The organism is Formosa sp. S-31, assembly GCF_051172795.1.
In the GTDB taxonomy this organism is placed as follows: Bacteria; Bacteroidota; Bacteroidia; order Flavobacteriales; family Flavobacteriaceae; genus Formosa.
Window position 1 is genome coordinate 563,168 of the sequence record NZ_JAENDK010000008.1, and the last position, 19,116, is coordinate 582,283.

The following is a 19,116-nucleotide window of genomic DNA, read 5'->3' on the forward strand; positions in this document are numbered from 1 at the left end:
TCAAATCATTTTTAAAACAAAAAAAGCACTTAAAACACTGATATACAAAACCATAAACAAAAAACACATTTAAAATAATTTTAAATACACAAGGCCTGTTAACAAAATTTTATAGTTACACACTTGTTTGTATAGTTGCATACATATAGTTTTGTATCTGCTATGCAAAAGTCTTTTAGAAATATAGTATCTCTGTGTATGCTATTATTGTGTGTCCTCGGACCGCAGTATACGCATGCATTTTTCTCGCCATCCAATAGCGAGATTTTACACTATATTTCCAGTTCAGAGTCAAACAAAGTTGAGCATTTAGATCTGGCTTATGTTAAATCTAATTCTGCGTTCCAGGATTTTGGTCTTAACTCTAAGCACAGGCATTTAATCGAAAATGAAAATGAAGAGTTTGAATGTACGTCTTCCAGAAAGTTTGTAGAAAGTCAAAACTACAGCAACAAGCTTAAGTACTTTCAGCTTTCAGCATTTTCTATTTATACAAATACAACTTTACCTCTGGGTAAAGATTTTTCTCATGTAACAACTTACAAATCCTCATTATATCTTCTCTTTGAGGTGTTTCGAATTTGATTCAAAACCGATTAACAGGCTGCTAACAGCCTTTTCTTTAGTACACATACACAATAGTATCTTTGCAGGCGACTATACTGCTAAGACATAACCCTTTTGTGCATTCCTGTACGTATTCCCTAGTATTTAAAAAAATTGTAACGCTTTTAAAAGCAAAGATTATTATGAAAAACATACCAATTTTCATTGGCCTTGTAGGCTTATTATGCACTGTAAGTTGTAACTCTCACAAAAAAGAAAAACAAGAAGAACGCACATTTCAAATAACCAATCCCGTTTACAAAGACACTTCAATAGTTCAGGATTATGTGTGTCAGATTCACGCCATTCGCCACATCGAACTTCGCGCAATGGAAAAAGGCTACCTGGAAAAAATATCTGTAGACGAAGGTCAGCATGTAAAAAAGGGACAAGCCATGTTCCAGATTATGCCTAACATTTATCAGGCAGAATTACAAAAGGCCAAAGCCGAAAACGAAGCAGCATCTATAGAATATGAAAACACAAAATTACTGGCCGACAGCGAGGTGGTATCGCCAAACGAATTAGCCTTATCGAAAGCAAATTTCGACAAATCTAAAGCCGAGGTTACTCTGGCAGAAACGCATTTAGGTTTCACCAACATCAGAGCGCCTTTCGATGGCCTCATGGACCATTTACACGTACGAGAAGGCAGTATGCTTGACGAAGGCGAATTATTAACTACGCTTTCCGACAACAGCAAAATGTGGGTGTACTTTAACGTTCCTGAAGCCGAATATCTGGATTACATTATGAATGCCGCCAATACCAGCGAAAAACAACATGTAAACCTGTTAATGGCCAACAACCGAAAATTTAATCAGGATGGTGTGGTTGAAACGATAGAAGGTGAATTTAATAACGAAACCGGTAACATAGCCTTTAGAGCAACCTTCCCGAATCCCGACGGTATTTTACGTCACGGCGAAACCGGGACCGTGTTAATGACTATTCCTTTAAAACACGCTCTGATTATACCACAGAAAGCAACTTTTGAAGTTTTAGATAAACATTATGTTTTTGTAATAGACGAGGATAACATCGTAAGACAACGCGAAATTAAAGTAGGGTCTGAACTCCCTAACCTTTTTGTTGTTGAAAATGGACTTAAGGAAAGCGATAAGATTCTTCTAGAAGGTATTCGCCTAGTAAAAGACAGTCAGAAGATAAAATACGAGCTGGAACAACCAGACGAGGTTTTAGCCCACCTAGACATGTACGCCGAGTAGTCATCCTCTAAAACGAAACATCATGTTTAAAAGATTCATACAAAGACCGGTACTGGCCATAGTCATATCGGTAATTATCGTATTTACGGGACTGCTGGCTATAAAACAATTACCCATATCGCAGTTCCCTCAAATTGCCCCTACAACGGTTAACATTTTTATTGCTTATCCGGGTTCCAGTGCCGATGTATTGGTTAAATCAACTTTAATTCCTTTAGAAACTGCTATTAACGGTGTACAAGGTATGCGCTATATCGCATCAGACGCTACCAGTGCAGGAGAAGGAACCCTGCGTATCATTTTCGATCCGGGAACCGACCCTAACGATGCTGTAGTACGGGTAAAAACCAGAGTTGATCAGGTTATGCCTTTACTACCCGAGCTGGTTCAACGCGAAGGTGTTATTATTACACCGGTCCAACCCAGTATGTTAATGTACGTTAACCTGTACACTAAGAATAAGAACAACGACGAGAAATTCTTATATAACTATGCCTACACGCGTATTATTCCGGAAATACAACGTATTAAAGGAATTGCAAGTGCTCAAATTCTGGGTAGCCGTAAATACGCCATGCGTGTCTGGTTAAAACCCGACCGTATGCGTGCCTACAACATTTCGGCAGAGGAAGTTTTAGAAGCCATGCAGGATCAGAGTATTTTAGCTAGACCTGGTCGTATTGGACGAAGCTCCGGTAAAAAATCGCAATCTCTGGAATATGTACTGACCTATAGAGACCGTTACGACGAACCCGAAGAATATAAAGACGTTATCATCCGGGCTAATTCGGAAGGTGAAATTATAAAACTGGGAGACATTGCCGATGTTGAACTTGGAAGTGAATTCTTCGATATCTATTCGAATCTGGACGGAGAACCATCGGCTTCAATAGTACTAAAACAAACGGTTGGCAGTAATGGTAGTGATGTTATTGCCGAAGTAAAAGCCAAATTAAAAGAACTTAAGGAAGACCTTCCTCCGGGCGTAGATTACAAAATCAGTTACGACGTTTCTAACTTCCTTAATGCTTCCATAGAACAGGTATTACATACCTTACGTGATGCCTTTATTTTAGTTGCCATTGTGGTATTCCTGTTCTTGGGTGACTGGCGCTCTACTCTTATCCCGATTATTGCTGTTCCCGTCTCGCTTATCGGTGCATTTTTTGTCATGCAGCTATTTGGACTATCCATAAACCTGATTACTTTATTCGCCTTAGTATTAGCCATTGGTATTGTGGTCGATGATGCGATTGTGGTGGTAGAAGCCGTCCATCTTAAAATGGAAGAAGAACACCTTACGCCTTATCAGGCCTCTAAGGAAGCCTTAGGTGAAATAGGTGGTGCCATTCTGGCTATTACACTGGTAATGGTATCTGTATTTATCCCTATTTCATTCATGACGGGACCTGTGGGTGTATTTTACCGCCAGTTCTCCATAACTATGGCGGGCTCAATTGTTATTTCGGCTGCAGTAGCCTTAACATTAACTCCGGTACTTTGTGCCATGATGTTAAAAAACAATCATGGTAAGGAACGCAAAAAATCAATCATCGATAAATTTATTGACTGGTTTAACCGCGGTTTCGAAAAACTTACAGGGCGTTACGTTAAGGTGTTAAACAAAATTGTGGCAAGACGTGTCTTAACCTTTGGTTTACTTATAGCCTTTTGTGTTGGTATTTTCTTTACCAATAAAGTACTTCCTGCCGGATTTATCCCAAGTGAAGACCAGGGTATGATTTACGCCATTATACAAACCCCTCCGGGAGCGACTCTTGAACGCACCAATCAGGTGGCCAGAAAATTACAGACCATTTGCGAGGAAATAGATGGCGTGGAATCGGTATCCTCTTTAGCGGGATATGAAATCATGACTGAAGGTCGCGGATCTAACGCCGGTACCTGTTTAATAAACTTAAAACCGTGGTCGGAAAGAAAGCATTCTGTTCATGAAATCATGGAAGAACTGGAAGAGGAATCTAAAGATCTCGGAGCGACTATTGAATATTTTGAACCACCGGCCGTTCCCGGTTTCGGTTCATCTGCAGGCTTCTCCTTGCGTTTACTGGATAAAACGAATTCGACCGATTATCAGCAATTCCAGAACATAAACAACGACTTCCTTGAAGAACTAGGAAAACGTAAGGAATTAACAGGGCTATTTACCTTCTTCTCTGCCAATTATCCGCAGTACGAACTTGTAATTAACAATAAAGCCGCCATGCAAAAAGGTGTTTCTATTGGAACAGCCATGGAGAACCTCAACATCCTTATTGGTAGTACCTACGAACAAGGATTTATTAAATACGGCAGGTTTTTTAAGGTGTACACTCAGGCCGCTCCGGAATACAGAAGTCTACCAACAGACCTTGAAAAACTGTATGTTAAAAACGAAGAAGGCGAAATGGTACCTTATTCGGCGTTTATGAAAATGGAAAAGCGTTTAGGCCCAAACGAAATTACGCGTTACAACCTATACAACTCCGCTGCCATTCGAGGCTTACCAGCCAAAGGCTACACCAGTGCCGATGCCATTAACGCCATTCGCGAAGTTGCGAAAGAAAAATTACCTCGAGGTTACGATATTGCCTGGGAAGGTCTGTCTTACGATGAGGCCAACCGCGGTAACGATGCCCTTTACATTTTTGGAGTCGTATTATTATTCGTGTATTTCGTGCTGGCCGCACAATACGAAAGCTTTATTCTGCCTCTGGCCGTTTTACTATCGCTTCCAGTAGGTATTTTCGGTTCATTCTTACTACTAAAATTAATGGGCTTATCGAACGATGTGTATGCCCAGATTGGAATGATTATGCTTGTAGGACTCCTCGGTAAAAACGCGGTATTAATTGTAGAATTTGCTGTACTTAAAAACAGGCAGGGCGCCACGGTATTCGATGCTGCCATTGAAGGTGCAAAACAACGTTTCAGACCAATTTTAATGACCTCTTTTGCCTTTATCGCCGGACTTATTCCACTGGTTATTGCTCATGGAGCAGGCGCTATTGGAAACAAAACCATTGGTGGTTCTGCCATGGGTGGTATGGTACTGGGAACCCTTTTCGGAGTTATTATCATTCCGGGACTTTACTATGTTTTTGGAAAAATGGCTGCCGGGAGCAGTTTAATTAAAGATGAAAGTACAGAACCTATGTCGGAAGAATTTATAAGACGACATGAAGAAGACAGCAATCTTAAACAAAAACTTAAGGTACTTAACGAGAAATTAAAAAACCTAATGAAAAGAAATAACGATGAATAAGCATATATTCAAATACATAAATTTAAGATTTGCCTTTGTTCTTACCCTGTTGGGCACAGCCTTTTACAGCTGTGTTCCAACACGGGAAATCAGAGATGAACAAGTTGCTCTGCCTGATAATTTTAATACGGTAGTTAGCCAGGACACTGTAAATTCGGCTCAAATTAAATGGAAGGACTATTTTAAAGACCCGGATCTTATTGCGCTTATTGATACTGCTTTGGTAAACAATCAGGAACTCAACATCATGCTGCAACAGGTCGATATGGCTCAGAATGAAATCAAAGCCAGAAAAGGAGAATACTTACCTTTTGTAGACATTCAGGCTGGTGCCGAAGTAGAAAAAGTAGGACGCTATACAAGTCAGGGCGCCAACGATGCCAATACCGATATTAAACCTAGCGAAGAATTTCCGGAACCCCTGCCAAACTACGGTGTGGGCGCATTTGCAACCTGGGAACTGGATATCTGGAGTAAACTGCACAATGCTAAAAAGGCAGCTGTTATGGAGTATTTATCGACGGTTGAAGGTAAAAACTTTATGGTTACCAATCTGATTTCAGAAATCGCAGCATCCTATTTCGAACTGCAGGCTCTGGACAATAAATTAAATATTATTGAACAGAACCTGAAACTTCAGAATAACGCCTTAAAAACCGTAGTGCTTCAAAAACAAGCGGCTCGCGCCACAGAACTTGGCGTAAAACGATTAGAAGCCGAAGTCTTTAAAAATAAAAGTGAGCGCTTTGCTGTAAAACAGGATATCGTGGAAACCGAAAACAGAATCAACTTTTTAATCGGACGCGCTCCACAGTCTGTACAACGCAACTCCGAACATTTTATAGACCGCGAAATGGATTCATTGTACGTTGGCATTCCATCTCAGTTACTTGCCAATCGCCCGGACATTAGAAAAGCCGAATACGAATTACAAGCGGCTAAATTAGACACTAAAGTCGCCAAGGCCAATTTCTATCCTGCTTTTACTCTTAAAGCCGGCGTGGGACTTGAGGCCTTCAATTTAAAATATCTTACAACAACACCGGAATCGCTGTTGTATAATGTTATTGGAGATATGGTAGCCCCTTTAATTAACAGAAATGCAATTAAAGCGGAATACTACAATGCCAACGACCGACAATTACAGGCGGTATTCGATTACGAAAAAACCATTTTAAATGCCTATATCGAAGTGGTAAATCAATTATCGAACATCGATAATCTGAAACATAATTACGCCTTAAAAGAACAACAGGTGGAGGCCTTAACCAAATCTATAGACATTACAAACAAACTCTTTAGATCGGCCAGAGCAGATTATATGGAAGTATTACTTACCCAGCGTGATGCCTTAGAATCCAGAATGGATTTAGTAGAGACCAAAAAAGAGCAGATGACAGCTTTTGTACAGATGTATAAATCTTTAGGCGGAGGCTGGAATTAAAAAATGTGTTAGCCACACGCCCCAAATCCACAAAAAAAGCTGAAGTTATTATACTTCAGCTTTTTTAATTCTATTCAAATTTATAACAAGTTTAAACCTGCTCGCCATTCCCCGAAAATCTGCGTTCCAGTTCTTCCTGAAATTCTTCCATAACAGGACGTACGGTACTTTCTGGTAAATCGGCTATTTTAATATACATCAGGCCATCTACGGCATTATTAAACAAAGGATCTACATTAAAAGCAACCAGCTTGGCATTTTGTTTAATGTATTTTTTAAGTAATACTGGTAACCTTAAATTCCCTGGCTCGACCTCGTCTATTATTTTATCGAATTTATTTAAATCAGCTTCAGTAGCATCAAATACAAAATCCTTGTCGGCATCTTTTAATTTTACCTTGAATTCCTTTTTTGGTCGCACGTATTGCGCCACATACGGATCGTAGTAATGCGATTTCATAAACTCAATCATTAAAGACTTTGAGAAATTAGAAAACTGATTACTAATACTTACTCCACCTATTAAATACTTGTGTTCCGGGTAACGCAACGTTGTATGTACTATACCGCGCCACAATAAAAATAACGGCATCGGTTTTAACTGAAATTCTTTAACGATAAAGGCGCGCCCCATTTCTATAGACTCACTCATCATTTTATGAAGCTCGGGTTCGAACCTAAACAGATCCTGAAGATAAAACCCATCAATACCGAATTTCTTAAAAATTTCTGCACCAAGGCCCATTCTATAAGCACCCGCAATCACTTTCTGATCGTCGTCCCATAAAAACATATGATGGTAATAATTGTCAAACTTATCTAAATCTATAGACTCATTGGTGCCTTCTCCCACCTCGCGGAATGTAATTTCGCGTAAACGCCCGATTTCTCGTAAAACATTTGGAATTTGCTGAGACGTTGCCAGAAACACCTCGTAGTTTTTACTTTGTAATAAACGACAATCGTCTTTACGCAGCTGCTCTACCTCCTCGTTCATTAAAATTGTATCGACAGGCGTTACAATGCGTTTTGGCGGTTTTGTGGTTTTTAAGGTTGAAGATAAACTATGCAGTATTTTCGATTTATCCTCGAATGCATTCGCCAGCATATACGTTTTCCGTCTTAAAAACTCAGAATAATCCGGTAAGGTTACGTGCTCCTTCTGGTCGGCAACAGTTATGGGTTTTCCTATACGCACTTTAATTACGCGACGCTTTTGCGACAGCATTTCCGATGGTAATTTTGCCGTTCTTAAGGAGTCACTAATTTGAGACATCCTATAAAACAGTTTGCTGTTTTTAGCATGAAAATATATAGGCACGACAGGAACTTCGGCCCGCTTTATAAGTTTTAATGCTGCTTCTTCCCAGGGTTTATCCACCACTAATTTTCCTTCTCTATACGTAGACACTTCTCCGGCAGGGAATAGTCCCAACGGATGCCCTTCCTTAAGATGCAGCAACGCATTTTTAAACCCGGTAACACTGGATTTTACATCCTTACGATCCTCGAAAGGATTAACCGGCATAATATAAGGCTTTAAAGGCTCTATCCGATGCAACAGGAAATTGGCCATGATTTTAAAATCGTTACGCTGCTCCAGCATTAGCTTTAAAAGCAAAATACCGTCTATTCCTCCCAGCGGATGGTTTGACACTGTAATATATGCACCGTCTTTTGGCAGCCGTTTTAAATCTTCTTCCGGAATTTCAAACTTTATATTAAATTCGTTTAAAATACGATCCAGAAACTCAACGTCTTTAAGATGTTTATTCGCTAAATAAAATTTATTTAAGGTAGAAATTTTCAGAACTTTCATTAAGCTCCACCCCATAAAAGTACCGAGAAACCCAAATTTCTCTAAATTAATAGCACTGGCAACCTCACTTGCTGTAACTAATCCTTTTTCGTTCTTTTTGGCCATGATAACAAATGTAGTAAAATGTTTATTTAGTTACTATTTGTAAAGTGTGTTGATTACGTTGTTTTAATAAAATGCTTTTTCCCTGTTCCACGCTGGAAATAGCATCTGCAGTATAATGTCTTACAGTGAATAAAGTGACATTTTTGATATACTCCACTTTAAATTTAACAGATAAATGTTGAATAACATCTTCTATATTGTTGTACATATCGTCGATACAAACAGAAAAGCTAATTGCTGAATTCTGAATTAAGTCGACCTTCATTTTAAACAAGTGTAAAATTTTAAAAATATCACTGATATTCTCCTCTACGATATACGAAAAATCCAGTGTAGACAGACTGATTAAAATCTGATTTTGCTTTAGTATAAAGCAGGGCACTTCCGGCTCCATTTTTAAATCTGCTGCTATTTTTGTTCCCTCCTGCTCCGGATTTAAAAACGACTTAACGTATAATGGGATAGTATTATTTTGCAGGGGCTGTAAGGTTTTTGGGTGAATTACACTTGCCCCGTAAAACGCCAGCTCTATAGCCTCGTTATACGATAAGGCATTTAACAATTGGGCACCCTCAAAATATCTGGGATCGGCATTTAATACACCGGGAACATCCTTCCAGATGGTAACAGATTCTGCCTGTAAGCATCCCGCTAAAATCGCCGCCGAATAATCGCTGCCCTCACGCCCCAGAGTTGTCGTAAAGCCATTCGCATTACTGCCTAAAAACCCCTGAGTCACCAAAATATGTCCATTAACACTTAAGGGAGTGACTAAACGTTTGGTTACCTGCCAGTCTACTGCTGCTCTGCGATAACTGGCATTGGTTTTAATATACTGCCTTACATCCAGCCAGGTATTATCCAGACCGCTGGCCTCTAAAAACGCACTTACAATTCGGGTTGAAAACAATTCTCCGAATCCAATAATCTGATCGTATACAAAATCATAATCCCCAGACGTGTTAATTTCCAGAAACTCGAGCAACGCCTTGTAATCCCTTTCAAACTGAGTATAAACAGAGTGCGTTTTATCTTCAAATAATTCTGAAATTATGGTCTGATGGTACGTCCGAACGACTTCCAGATCCCTTTTCAAATCTGCAGAATTATTAAGATAGTCAGAAATAACAAGTTCCAGAGCATTTGTAGTTTTACCCATAGCGGAAACTACAATCAATATATCCTTATTAACTTGTTGTCTGACAATTTCAGTCAGATTTTTAACACCGGCGGCATCTTTTACAGAAGCGCCGCCAAACTTAAAAACCCGCATTACATATTAGCGATATACTGTTTTATCGCGTCTTCATTTAATTGCACCACATCCCAGTCACGCATCACATTGGCGCCTTTACTTTCGTAAAACGCTATTGCCGGTTCGTTCCAGTCTAAAACCTCCCAGTTTATACGTTTTGCTCCCTTGGAATGACCATATTTAATAACTTCGTTTAATAGAGCTGTACCTATTCCCGTACCTCTGTAAGCTTCATTTACAATTAAATCTTCCAGATGAATAATAGGTCCTTTCCAGGTAGAATAGCGATTATACACCAGGGCAATACCTTTAATTTCTTCAGAAACTTCTGCTACGAAACACGTAAATAGCGGATGATCTCCAAAACCATCGCGTTCCAGATCGCTTACAGTAACCTCTACAGCATCGGGTTCCTTTTCATAAATGGCCAGTTCGTTTATAAGCTGAAGCACGCCAGGCATATCTTCCTTTTTTGCAGGTCTAATGGTATAATTCATAATCTGTATTTGAGTCGGCAAAGATACAGATTTTGAATGGATTTAAATTAGATTTCAAACGTTGTAGTTTCATAAAAAACACGATATTTGTACAAACCAACAGCAGATAAATGACACAAAAAAACAAAACCCTTGGCGAATTTATCATTGAAAACCAAGCCTCATTTAAATACACCACAGGTGAACTTTCCAGATTAATCAATTCAATACGTTTAGCAGCTAAAGTTGTAAACCACGAAGTAAACAAGGCCGGATTAGTAGATATCATCGGTGCTGCCGGCGATGTTAATATTCAGGGTGAGGACCAGCAAAAACTGGACGTTTACGCTAACGATAAGTTCATACAAACTTTAACCAACAGAAATATTGTTTGTGGTATTGCCAGCGAAGAAGAAGACGATTTTATTACGATTAACAGTCAGGATTCCAACAATCAGAATAAATACGTGGTGTTAATAGACCCCTTAGACGGTTCATCTAACATCGATGTAAATGTATCTGTAGGAACTATTTTCTCGATTTACCGCCGTGTTACTCCGGTAGGAACTCCTGTAAAAATGGCCGACTTTCTACAAAAAGGAAATCAACAAGTAGCTGCAGGTTACGTGGTTTACGGCACCTCGACCATGTTGGTTTATACTACGGGAGCTGGTGTTAACGGCTTTACGCTAAACCCGGCTATAGGGACGTTTTACCTGTCTCACCCCAATATGCAATTCCCGGAAGACGGCCGAATTTACTCAGTAAACGAAGGGAATTACATTCATTTCCCACAAGGTATTAAAGACTATATAAAATACTGTCAGAAAGAAGAAACAGGACCTTATACAGCGAGATACATAGGCTCCTTAGTTTCCGATTTTCACAGAAATATGATTAAAGGCGGTATTTATTTATACCCTAAAAGTTCTAAAAACGAAAAAGGAAAACTGCGTTTACTATACGAATGTAACCCTATGGCCTTTCTTGCCGAACAAGCCAATGGAAAAGCCAGCGACGGTTTTCAACGCATTTTAGACATACAACCTACAGAACTTCATGAACGCGTGCCTTTTATTTGCGGCAGCAAGAACATGGTAGAAAAAGCAGAAGAATTTATGCGTAATGCGAGCAGTTAATTTTTTAAGTGAATAAAAAAGCGACCAAAAGGTCGCTTTTTTTTATGCTAGTCCAAGCATGAATCTATTGATTCATCGTTCTGATTTCCTCTATAAACGTATCCAGATCCACCCCCATAGCTACCAGAGTCAGGGCTTTATCTACAATATACTTGACATTTTCGGGAGAAAACCCTAAACCAATACCTATCTTACGCAATAAAATTTCTTCATGATCGCCCTTAATATGGTCGACATACACCATACGTGACAAATCGTAAAGACGCTCTAATCGATGGTCATAAGATGTTGGCGGATTAATAGGGTGACTTTTATAATCCATTAAAATTTTCTCATATTCCGCATCGCTGATGTGTAAATTTCTGGCCAACCGATCTAAGAACAATTTTTCATCATTCGAAATGATTCCATCATCCATGGCCACACGCACTATGGCTGCAAAATGATCTTCGTTGCGTTTCTTAAATCCACTATCAAATAAATCTAAAAATGACATATACTATTTTTTTTAATTTTAATAAACATTAAGCTTCGCGCAATTAAAGCCTTACTTTTTTCATGATATAATGTAGTTAAAATCCTAATATTTTCCTATAAATTTGAAGAATTGTTAACAACAGTGCTAAGAACATAAATCTTATATTTGCACAAAATATTTTGCTTTGAGTAAAAACGATCTCTTGCATACTTTTGCACAAACTTTGCAAACGCAAAATTTGCAGCTTGCTATTGCCAAAAACGACAGTAAAACGCTCTTAAAAGGCCTTGTAGGGTCTTCCTTTTCTCTGGTTATATCCAATATTTTTAAACAGGCCGAAAAACCTTTTTTGCTTGTGTTTAACGACAAGGAAGAAGCTGCCTACTATTTGAACGATCTGGAACAACTGCTAAATGACAAGGATGTATTGTTTTATCCGGGAAGTTACAGAAGACCTTATCAGATTGAAGAAACAGACAATGCCAATGTTTTACTGCGTGCAGAAGTTTTAAACCGCATTAACTCGCGAAAAAAACCAGCCATAATAGTTACCTATACCGATGCACTGTTCGAGAAGGTAGTTACTAAAAAAGAGCTGGAACGCAACACCTTAAAAATTGCCATCAACGACAATCTGTCGATAGATTTTGTAAACGAAATGCTGTTCGAGTACAAATTTAAACGTGTCGATTTTGTTACGGAGCCCGGTGAATTTTCGGTGCGTGGTGGTATTGTTGATGTATTCTCGTTTTCTAACGACGAACCTTACCGTATAGAATTTTTTGGCGATGATGTAGACAGCATCCGAACATTCGATGTGGAAACACAGCTATCGACCAATCAGATCAAAAAAATCAATATTATCCCGAATGTTGAGAACAAGTTTTTAGAGGAAATTCGCGAAAGCTTTTTGGAATACATTTCGGACAATACAGTTGTTTTTTCTAAAAACAGTCAGTTGCTTTTTTCAGGAACAGACACCTTATTTTCCAAGGCTAAAGATGCCTTTCAGAATCTTAACAAAGACATAAAACACAATACTCCAGAGGAATTATTCTGTAATTCGGAGATCTTAAAAAAGCAACTTTTAAAACTCACTGTGGTGGAATTTGGCAGTGGTTATTATTTTAATAACGCCATCGAAACTGCCATTGTTTACAACACAACTCCACAACCGTCGTTTAACAAGCAATTTAATTTGCTGATAGACGATTTAAACAGCAATCACAACAAAGGTTACACCAACTATATCGTTTGTAGTACCGAGCAACAAGCCAAACGTTTACACGATATTTTTGAAGATACCGAGCAAGGCGTCGCATATAAAACACTGGTATTATCGCTGCATCAGGGATTTGCAGACCACGACACTAAAGTGTTGTGCTATACCGATCATCAGATTTTTGAGCGCTATCATAAATTTCACCTTAAAAATGGCTACGCCAAAAAACAAGCCATTACGCTTAAAGAATTAACAACACTTGAAATTGGCGATTATGTAACCCATATCGACCACGGGGTTGGACGTTTTGGAGGACTTCAAAAAATTGATGTGGAAGGCAAAAAACAGGAAGCCATTAAGTTAATTTACGGCGAACGCGATATTTTATATTTAAGCATCCATGCCCTGCATAAAATTACCAAGTTTAATGGCAAAGACGGGAAGCCACCTAAAATCCATAAACTTGGAAGTAATGCATGGAAAACGCTTAAGCAAAAAACCAAAACCCGGGTTAAAGAAATTGCCTTTAATTTAATTCAGTTATATGCCAAACGAAAACTGGAAAAGGGATTTCAATATAATCCGGATAGTCATATGCAACTGGAACTCGAAGCCTCATTTATTTACGAAGACACCCCGGATCAAAGTACTTCTACGGCCGACATAAAAGCCGATATGGAAAGCGAACGCCCTATGGATCGCCTGGTGTGTGGCGATGTTGGTTTTGGTAAAACCGAAGTTGCCATCCGCGCCGCTTTTAAAGCTGTAGATAACGGTAAACAGGTAGCTGTACTGGTACCTACAACCATTCTGGCGTACCAGCACTATAAAACCTTCAGCGAACGTTTAAAGGATTTTCCTGTTGCTGTAGATTATGTTAACCGTTTTAGAACCGCCAAGGAAAAACGAGATACATTAGAAAGACTTGAAAATGGTCAGGTAGATATTATTGTAGGCACGCACCAGCTGGTTAATAAAAGTGTAAAATTTAAGGATCTTGGTCTACTTATTGTAGATGAAGAACAGAAGTTTGGAGTAGCCGTAAAAGAAAAACTAAAAACACTTAAGGACAATGTAGATGTGCTTACCTTAACGGCAACACCAATACCAAGAACCTTACAATTTAGTCTAATGGCAGCGCGAGATCTTTCCGTAATCACTACACCTCCGGCAAACCGTTACCCCATAGAAAGTCATGTGGTGCGCTTTGACGAAGAGACCATTCGTGATGCCGTGAGTTACGAAATTCAACGCGGGGGACAGATTTATTTCATTCATAACCGTATTGAAAACATTAAAGAAGTTGCCGGTTTAATTCAGCGTTTGGTACCCGACGCCAAAGTAGCCGTTGGTCACGGGCAGATGGAAGGCAAAAAACTGGAAGCCTTAATGCTTGCCTTTATGAATGGCGAATTTGATGTTCTTGTGAGCACCACTATTGTAGAAAGTGGTTTAGACGTTCCAAATGCCAATACCATTTTCATAAATAACGCCAACAATTTTGGTTTAAGCGATTTACACCAGATGCGTGGACGCGTAGGCCGTAGTAACAAAAAGGCCTTCTGTTATTTTATTACGCCTGAATATTCGGCCATGACTGCAGATGCCAGAAAACGAATCACTGCTCTGGAACAGTTTACCGAACTGGGAAGCGGATTCAATATCGCGATGAAAGATCTTGAAATTCGAGGTGCCGGTGACTTATTGGGAGGAGAACAAAGTGGATTCATTAACGATATTGGTTTCGACACCTATCAGAAAATTCTTAATGAAGCCATAGAAGAACTTAAAGAAAACGAATTTAAAGACCTATATCAGGACGACAATAAACCTAAGGAATACGTTAAAGACATTACCATAGATACGGATTTTGAACTGCTGTTCCCCGATGATTACATCAACAATATTACAGAACGTCTTAATTTATACACCCAGCTTAATAACTTAAAAACTGAAGCTGAATTAGAAACTTTCGAAAAAGAGTTAATCGACCGATTTGGTGAATTACCTACACAGGTCCAGGACCTGCTAGACAGTGTTCGCGTAAAATGGATTGCAGCCAAAATAGGACTGGAAAAAATCGTGATGAAACACGGTAAAATGGTTGGTTATTTTATCAGCGACCAGCAAAGTTCCTTTTACCAGAGTCCTGGTTTTACAAAGGTGTTACAATATGTACAAGGTAATCCCGGAGCCTGTAAAATGAAAGAAAAAGAAACCCGTGCCGGTTTGCGTTTATTACTGACATTCGACCGTATAAAGACGGTAAAACAAGCTTTAATTGCCCTGAAACCCATTATATAAAACAGCATGAAAAAATTAATTTTAGCCTTCATAATTTGTCCGCTCCTTACCTGGGCACAAAACAGTATTTCAGGAACCTTTATCCCGGCTTCTGAATTTAAAGCTGCCATTTTATATAAACTGGAACTGGCAAATACCGTGTATATTGACAATGCAACGATTACCGACGGCCATTTTAATTTAAAAGCTGATGCAGGTTTAAAACCCGGCATGTATCGCATTGTATATGCCCTACCGCAGGAACAGTACAATTTCGATTTTATTTACAACAACGAAAATATCGTATTTACCTTCGATCAGGATAAAGGTGTTTCCTTCCAGAGTTCTGAAGAAAACACATTGCTTAGTGATTACCGCGACCATATGCAGGAGCATAAAGCGCGTATTAACAGCATTTATAATGAACCGACTCCTAATACTTCGGAATATTTACAAGTCATTAAAGATCTGAATAAAACCCAGACACAATTCGAAAAAGCGTCGGAAGGCACCATTGCACACCATTTTATTATCGCAGAAAAACCGTATATCCCTGAAGGTTACGAAGACGCCGAAACCTTTTTCAACAATTACAAAACCCATTTTTTCGACAGCATAGATTTTAACGACACGGTGTTGCAAAACTCAGGATTTCTGATAGAAACCTGTTTAAACTACGTGTTTATTTTTGTAGACCAAACGCAGCCAAACACTACCTTTCAAAACAACATAGACCACGTGGTTCAGGCCACTTCCAAAGCACCTCAGATTCAGAAAACCTTACTGGAAATTCTTTGGACTCAGTTTAAAAATCAGCAAAATGAAACGGTTGCCAATTACATCTCCACAAAGTATCTCATTGATACCCTGGATCCGGTAGCCGATAAAGTTTTATTACAGGAAATTAAGGCTTTTAAAAATACAGCACTGGGAAATAAAGCTCCGGAATTTTCATGGACAGACCAAGGCATAAAAACACAGTTAAGCGACCTAGAAGGCAAAGACTTTTACATTATTACCTTCTGGAGTAGCACCTGCTCGCATTGTTTAAACGAATTACCGGTTTTAAAAGATTACTTAAAAAACAAATCGAACATCCAGGTTATTGCCATCGGCCTCGAAGATGAGCCTGGGCACTGGAAACAAACCATTAAAAACTATCCCGATTTCACACAAATTTACGGCGAAGGACACTGGGATAACCCAATAAGTATTGATTACGGCGTTACAGGCACACCTTCTTTTTTTGTACTGGATAAAAATAAAGTGATTCAAGCCAAACCGGACGATGTGGAAGAGCTGATTTCTTACTTAGATTTACAGTTATAATTTAACGACGTCTTCCAGAATAGGTCATAGCTTCACCTTTTCCGAAACCATAACTTAAGCCAAGGGTAAAAAAGCGACCTCGTTTGCTGTGGTTAAAATTGTAAGTGTTCGTGTTGGATATAATCGATTCGAAGATTCGCGATTCGAACACGTCGTTAATTGCTAAATTAACGACTACTTTACCCTTTAATATTTTCTTACGAAGCCCCAGATCCATAAAAACAAAACCTGAATTATCGCCTTGTATGGTTTTATAATCAGATTCAAACTGACCCGAAACCTCCACGTCAACATCGGCTGGCAGACCCAGTTTTCCAGTAAGTCGACCACTAAATCGTTGCCCATTAAAATCGAACGACTGCCCTTCAAAATCACCGTCCCGCTGAAAATAATTAAAATTAAAATCGCCGTTAAACGACAACCAGTCCAGCGGGGAGTATTTTCCGTTAAGTTCAAAACCTATTGCGTTATTTGTCCCGACATTTTCCGGCGTTGTTAAGGTTACATTATCCTGAAATATCGAAACACGCTCTACCACATCGGTAGTATACAAATAAAATATACTGGAGTTTAAAGTGGCTTTTCCGAGTTTAAAAATCCCTGTTAATTCGTAAGAATGGGAATATTCGGGTTGCAAATCGGGATTTCCAACTCGGATATTATAGTTATTCCTGAAATTAAAAAACGGATTTAAATCCCATAAACGCGGTCTGAAAATACGCTTGGAATACCCCAGCTGTACAGAAAAATCATCATTGAATTTATACGAACTGTGTACTGTAGGAAAATAATCGGTATAGGTTTGCTTATTGTCTTCCTTGGTATTAGTTAACAGCGTGTGTAAATTAGTATGTTCTACCCGAAGCCCCAGTTTTAATCCCCATTTATCTTTCTCATAAGCACCCGTTCCGTAAAGTCCCAGTACTTTTTGATTGTATTCAAAATTATTGGTAAGATTAGGGTCTACCACCCAGTTTTCGCCATCTAATTCGCGTACTTCGTAATCGTTCCCCACATCATTTATTACATATTGCACCCCTGTTTCCAGCGTAAACCCTTCCGAAAGAGGATTAGTATAATCTAGTTTAAACGTATAATCGGCTTGCTGAAATTCGGTTTCTGTCTGCTGATCCGGATTTACAGCACTACCTAAAGTGGTAATATTATTAAATTCAGACTCCTGAGCTTTCCCAAAAAAGCTTCCTAAAGCACTAAACAGCAAGGTATGCTCTTCGTTATTCTTAAACTCCTTTTTATAGTTTAACTCGTATTGCCATTTCGGATTAGTAGCATCTGTAACTTCTTTCCTGTTCCATTCCGATTCCAGAATGGTATCCTGATAGGAGCTGAAATACGTATGCGAGGGCTGATCTTCTACTTCGTAGGCAAAATTCCCCGACAAGGTTAATACATTTAAATCGTTAATGTGATAATCGGTTCCTAAAGTGATATTAAAAAAAGCTTCGTTTCTATACTCAGTCCCTTCACTTAAAACGCTAATGCCTGTTTCTAAATTTCGGTTTTCAGATGTATTATCTCTGGGTAAAGAACGGTAACCGCCTCCTAACTGAGTAAACAGATTAAATTTTTCGGTTCTACGGTTTAAACTCACTCCCACACTGTGATTATCCGGAATTCCGGTATTTAAAGATATCGACCCGTTTAAACCCTTTTTCTCTTCCTTTTTTAAAATGATATTTAAAATACCTGCAGTCCCTTCGGCTTCGTATTTTGCCGATGGATTAGTAATAACTTCTATCCGATCTATCATATCTGCAGTAATAGTTCCCAGCGCATTACTGCTTTCGTCTGCCAGTACCGACGGCTTCCCGTCAATTAAAATCTGTACGCCGCTATTTCCTCTTAAACTTACCTGCCCTTCTATATTTACATTTACCGAAGGCACATTGTTTAAAACCTCTAAAGCGCTTACTCCGGTACTGGCAATATCCTGCCCCACATTAAATACTTTTCGGTCCAGTTTAAACTGGGTGGTAGACACTTCTGCCCGCACCACCACCTCATCTAAAGCTTCGGTATCCTGCTCCAGATACAGCGTTCCTAAATCGGTTTCTTTTTTACTAAAATCCAGTTCTTTAAATGTTAGAGTTTTAAACCCCATAAAACTGATTTGAAGATACCCCCCTGAAACAGATGCTTCGACTGTAAACTTACCATCTTCATCCGTTGTGGTTCCTGAAATGGCCTGATTTTGTTTTGCATCCATTAAAACCACTGTAGCATAAGGTACCGGCATATTCGTTTCCTGCTCTAAAACCCGACCTTTAATTATTGTTTGTTGCTCTTGCGACAGACCACAAAAACTAATCAGGAAATATAAAGAGAATAAAAGCGAACGCATATACATATGGCTTAGGATTGTTTTTCGGAAACTCCAAAAATAACAACTTAAAACTGAAAATGAATCAGTTGAGACCAATTATACAGACAAAGCTTTAGAAAACA

The 19,116-nt window shown here is 38.9% G+C and carries 12 protein-coding genes; 7 read left to right on the forward strand and 5 right to left on the reverse strand.

What is annotated here, in order from left to right; all coding sequences use genetic code 11:
* Window positions 1-198: 198 nt before the first annotated feature.
* The 4 genes from I3217_RS12055 to I3217_RS12070 all read left to right on the forward strand — a co-directional run bounded on the left by I3217_RS12055 (window position 199) and on the right by I3217_RS12070 (window position 6,544).
* The gene (locus I3217_RS12055) at window positions 199-585 is read left to right on the forward strand and encodes a hypothetical protein (RefSeq protein WP_435050012.1); all 387 of its coding nucleotides are present in this window, start codon (window positions 199-201) and stop codon (window positions 583-585) included.
* Window positions 586-749: 164 nt separating this feature from the next.
* A complete protein-coding gene (locus I3217_RS12060) occupies window positions 750-1,835 on the forward strand; it encodes an efflux RND transporter periplasmic adaptor subunit (RefSeq protein ID WP_435050013.1) in 1,086 nt (361 codons plus the stop codon).
* 22 nt (window positions 1,836-1,857) lie between these two features.
* Window positions 1,858-5,100, forward strand: a complete 3,243-nt coding sequence (locus I3217_RS12065; RefSeq protein WP_435050014.1) for an efflux RND transporter permease subunit — start codon at window positions 1,858-1,860, stop codon at window positions 5,098-5,100.
* Window positions 5,093-6,544: a TolC family protein gene (locus I3217_RS12070; protein ID WP_435050015.1), complete on the forward strand. Its 1,452-nt coding sequence runs from the start codon at window positions 5,093-5,095 to the stop codon at window positions 6,542-6,544. The genes I3217_RS12065 and I3217_RS12070 overlap by 8 nt, the downstream gene beginning before the upstream one ends.
* Before the next feature lie 91 nt (window positions 6,545-6,635).
* Here the strand turns inward: I3217_RS12070 and I3217_RS12075 are convergent, their stop codons facing one another.
* From I3217_RS12075 to I3217_RS12085, 3 genes are read right to left on the reverse strand one after another with little or no spacing between them, the layout of a single operon-like run.
* Window positions 6,636-8,468, reverse strand: coding sequence for a GNAT family N-acyltransferase (locus I3217_RS12075; RefSeq protein WP_435050016.1), 1,833 nt, complete (start codon window positions 8,466-8,468; stop codon window positions 6,636-6,638).
* A 22-nt stretch (window positions 8,469-8,490) separates the two neighbouring features.
* A complete protein-coding gene (locus I3217_RS12080; protein ID WP_435050017.1) occupies window positions 8,491-9,741 on the reverse strand; it encodes an aspartate kinase in 1,251 nt (416 codons plus the stop codon).
* Window positions 9,741-10,220: a GNAT family N-acetyltransferase gene (locus tag I3217_RS12085; protein WP_435050018.1), complete on the reverse strand. Its 480-nt coding sequence runs from the start codon at window positions 10,218-10,220 to the stop codon at window positions 9,741-9,743. Before I3217_RS12085 ends, I3217_RS12080 begins: the two co-directional genes overlap by 1 nt.
* 110 nt (window positions 10,221-10,330) lie before the next feature.
* Between I3217_RS12085 and fbp the strand changes: the two genes are divergently transcribed.
* Window positions 10,331-11,338 (forward strand): class 1 fructose-bisphosphatase, encoded by a 1,008-nt coding sequence (gene fbp / locus I3217_RS12090; protein WP_435050019.1) that lies wholly within the window; start codon window positions 10,331-10,333, stop codon window positions 11,336-11,338.
* 64 nt (window positions 11,339-11,402) lie between these two features.
* Here the strand turns inward: fbp and I3217_RS12095 are convergent, their stop codons facing one another.
* On the reverse strand, window positions 11,403-11,834 hold the full coding sequence (locus I3217_RS12095) for a TerB family tellurite resistance protein (protein WP_435050020.1): 432 nt from the start codon (window positions 11,832-11,834) through the stop codon (window positions 11,403-11,405).
* Window positions 11,835-12,000: 166 nt separating this feature from the next.
* Here I3217_RS12095 and mfd point away from each other — a divergent pair, with 166 nt between their 5' ends.
* Both mfd and I3217_RS12105 read left to right on the forward strand, forming a co-directional pair.
* Window positions 12,001-15,342: a transcription-repair coupling factor gene (gene mfd, locus I3217_RS12100; protein ID WP_435050021.1), complete on the forward strand. Its 3,342-nt coding sequence runs from the start codon at window positions 12,001-12,003 to the stop codon at window positions 15,340-15,342.
* A gap of 6 nt (window positions 15,343-15,348) precedes the next feature.
* A complete protein-coding gene (locus I3217_RS12105) occupies window positions 15,349-16,650 on the forward strand; it encodes a TlpA family protein disulfide reductase (RefSeq protein ID WP_435050022.1) in 1,302 nt (433 codons plus the stop codon).
* A 1-nt stretch (window position 16,651) separates the two neighbouring features.
* On the opposite strand, the gene I3217_RS12110 is transcribed toward I3217_RS12105, so the two are convergent.
* Entirely contained in the window at window positions 16,652-19,012 is a 2,361-nt protein-coding gene (locus tag I3217_RS12110; RefSeq protein ID WP_435050023.1) for a TonB-dependent receptor domain-containing protein, read from the reverse strand.
* Window positions 19,013-19,116 lie beyond the last annotated feature (104 nt).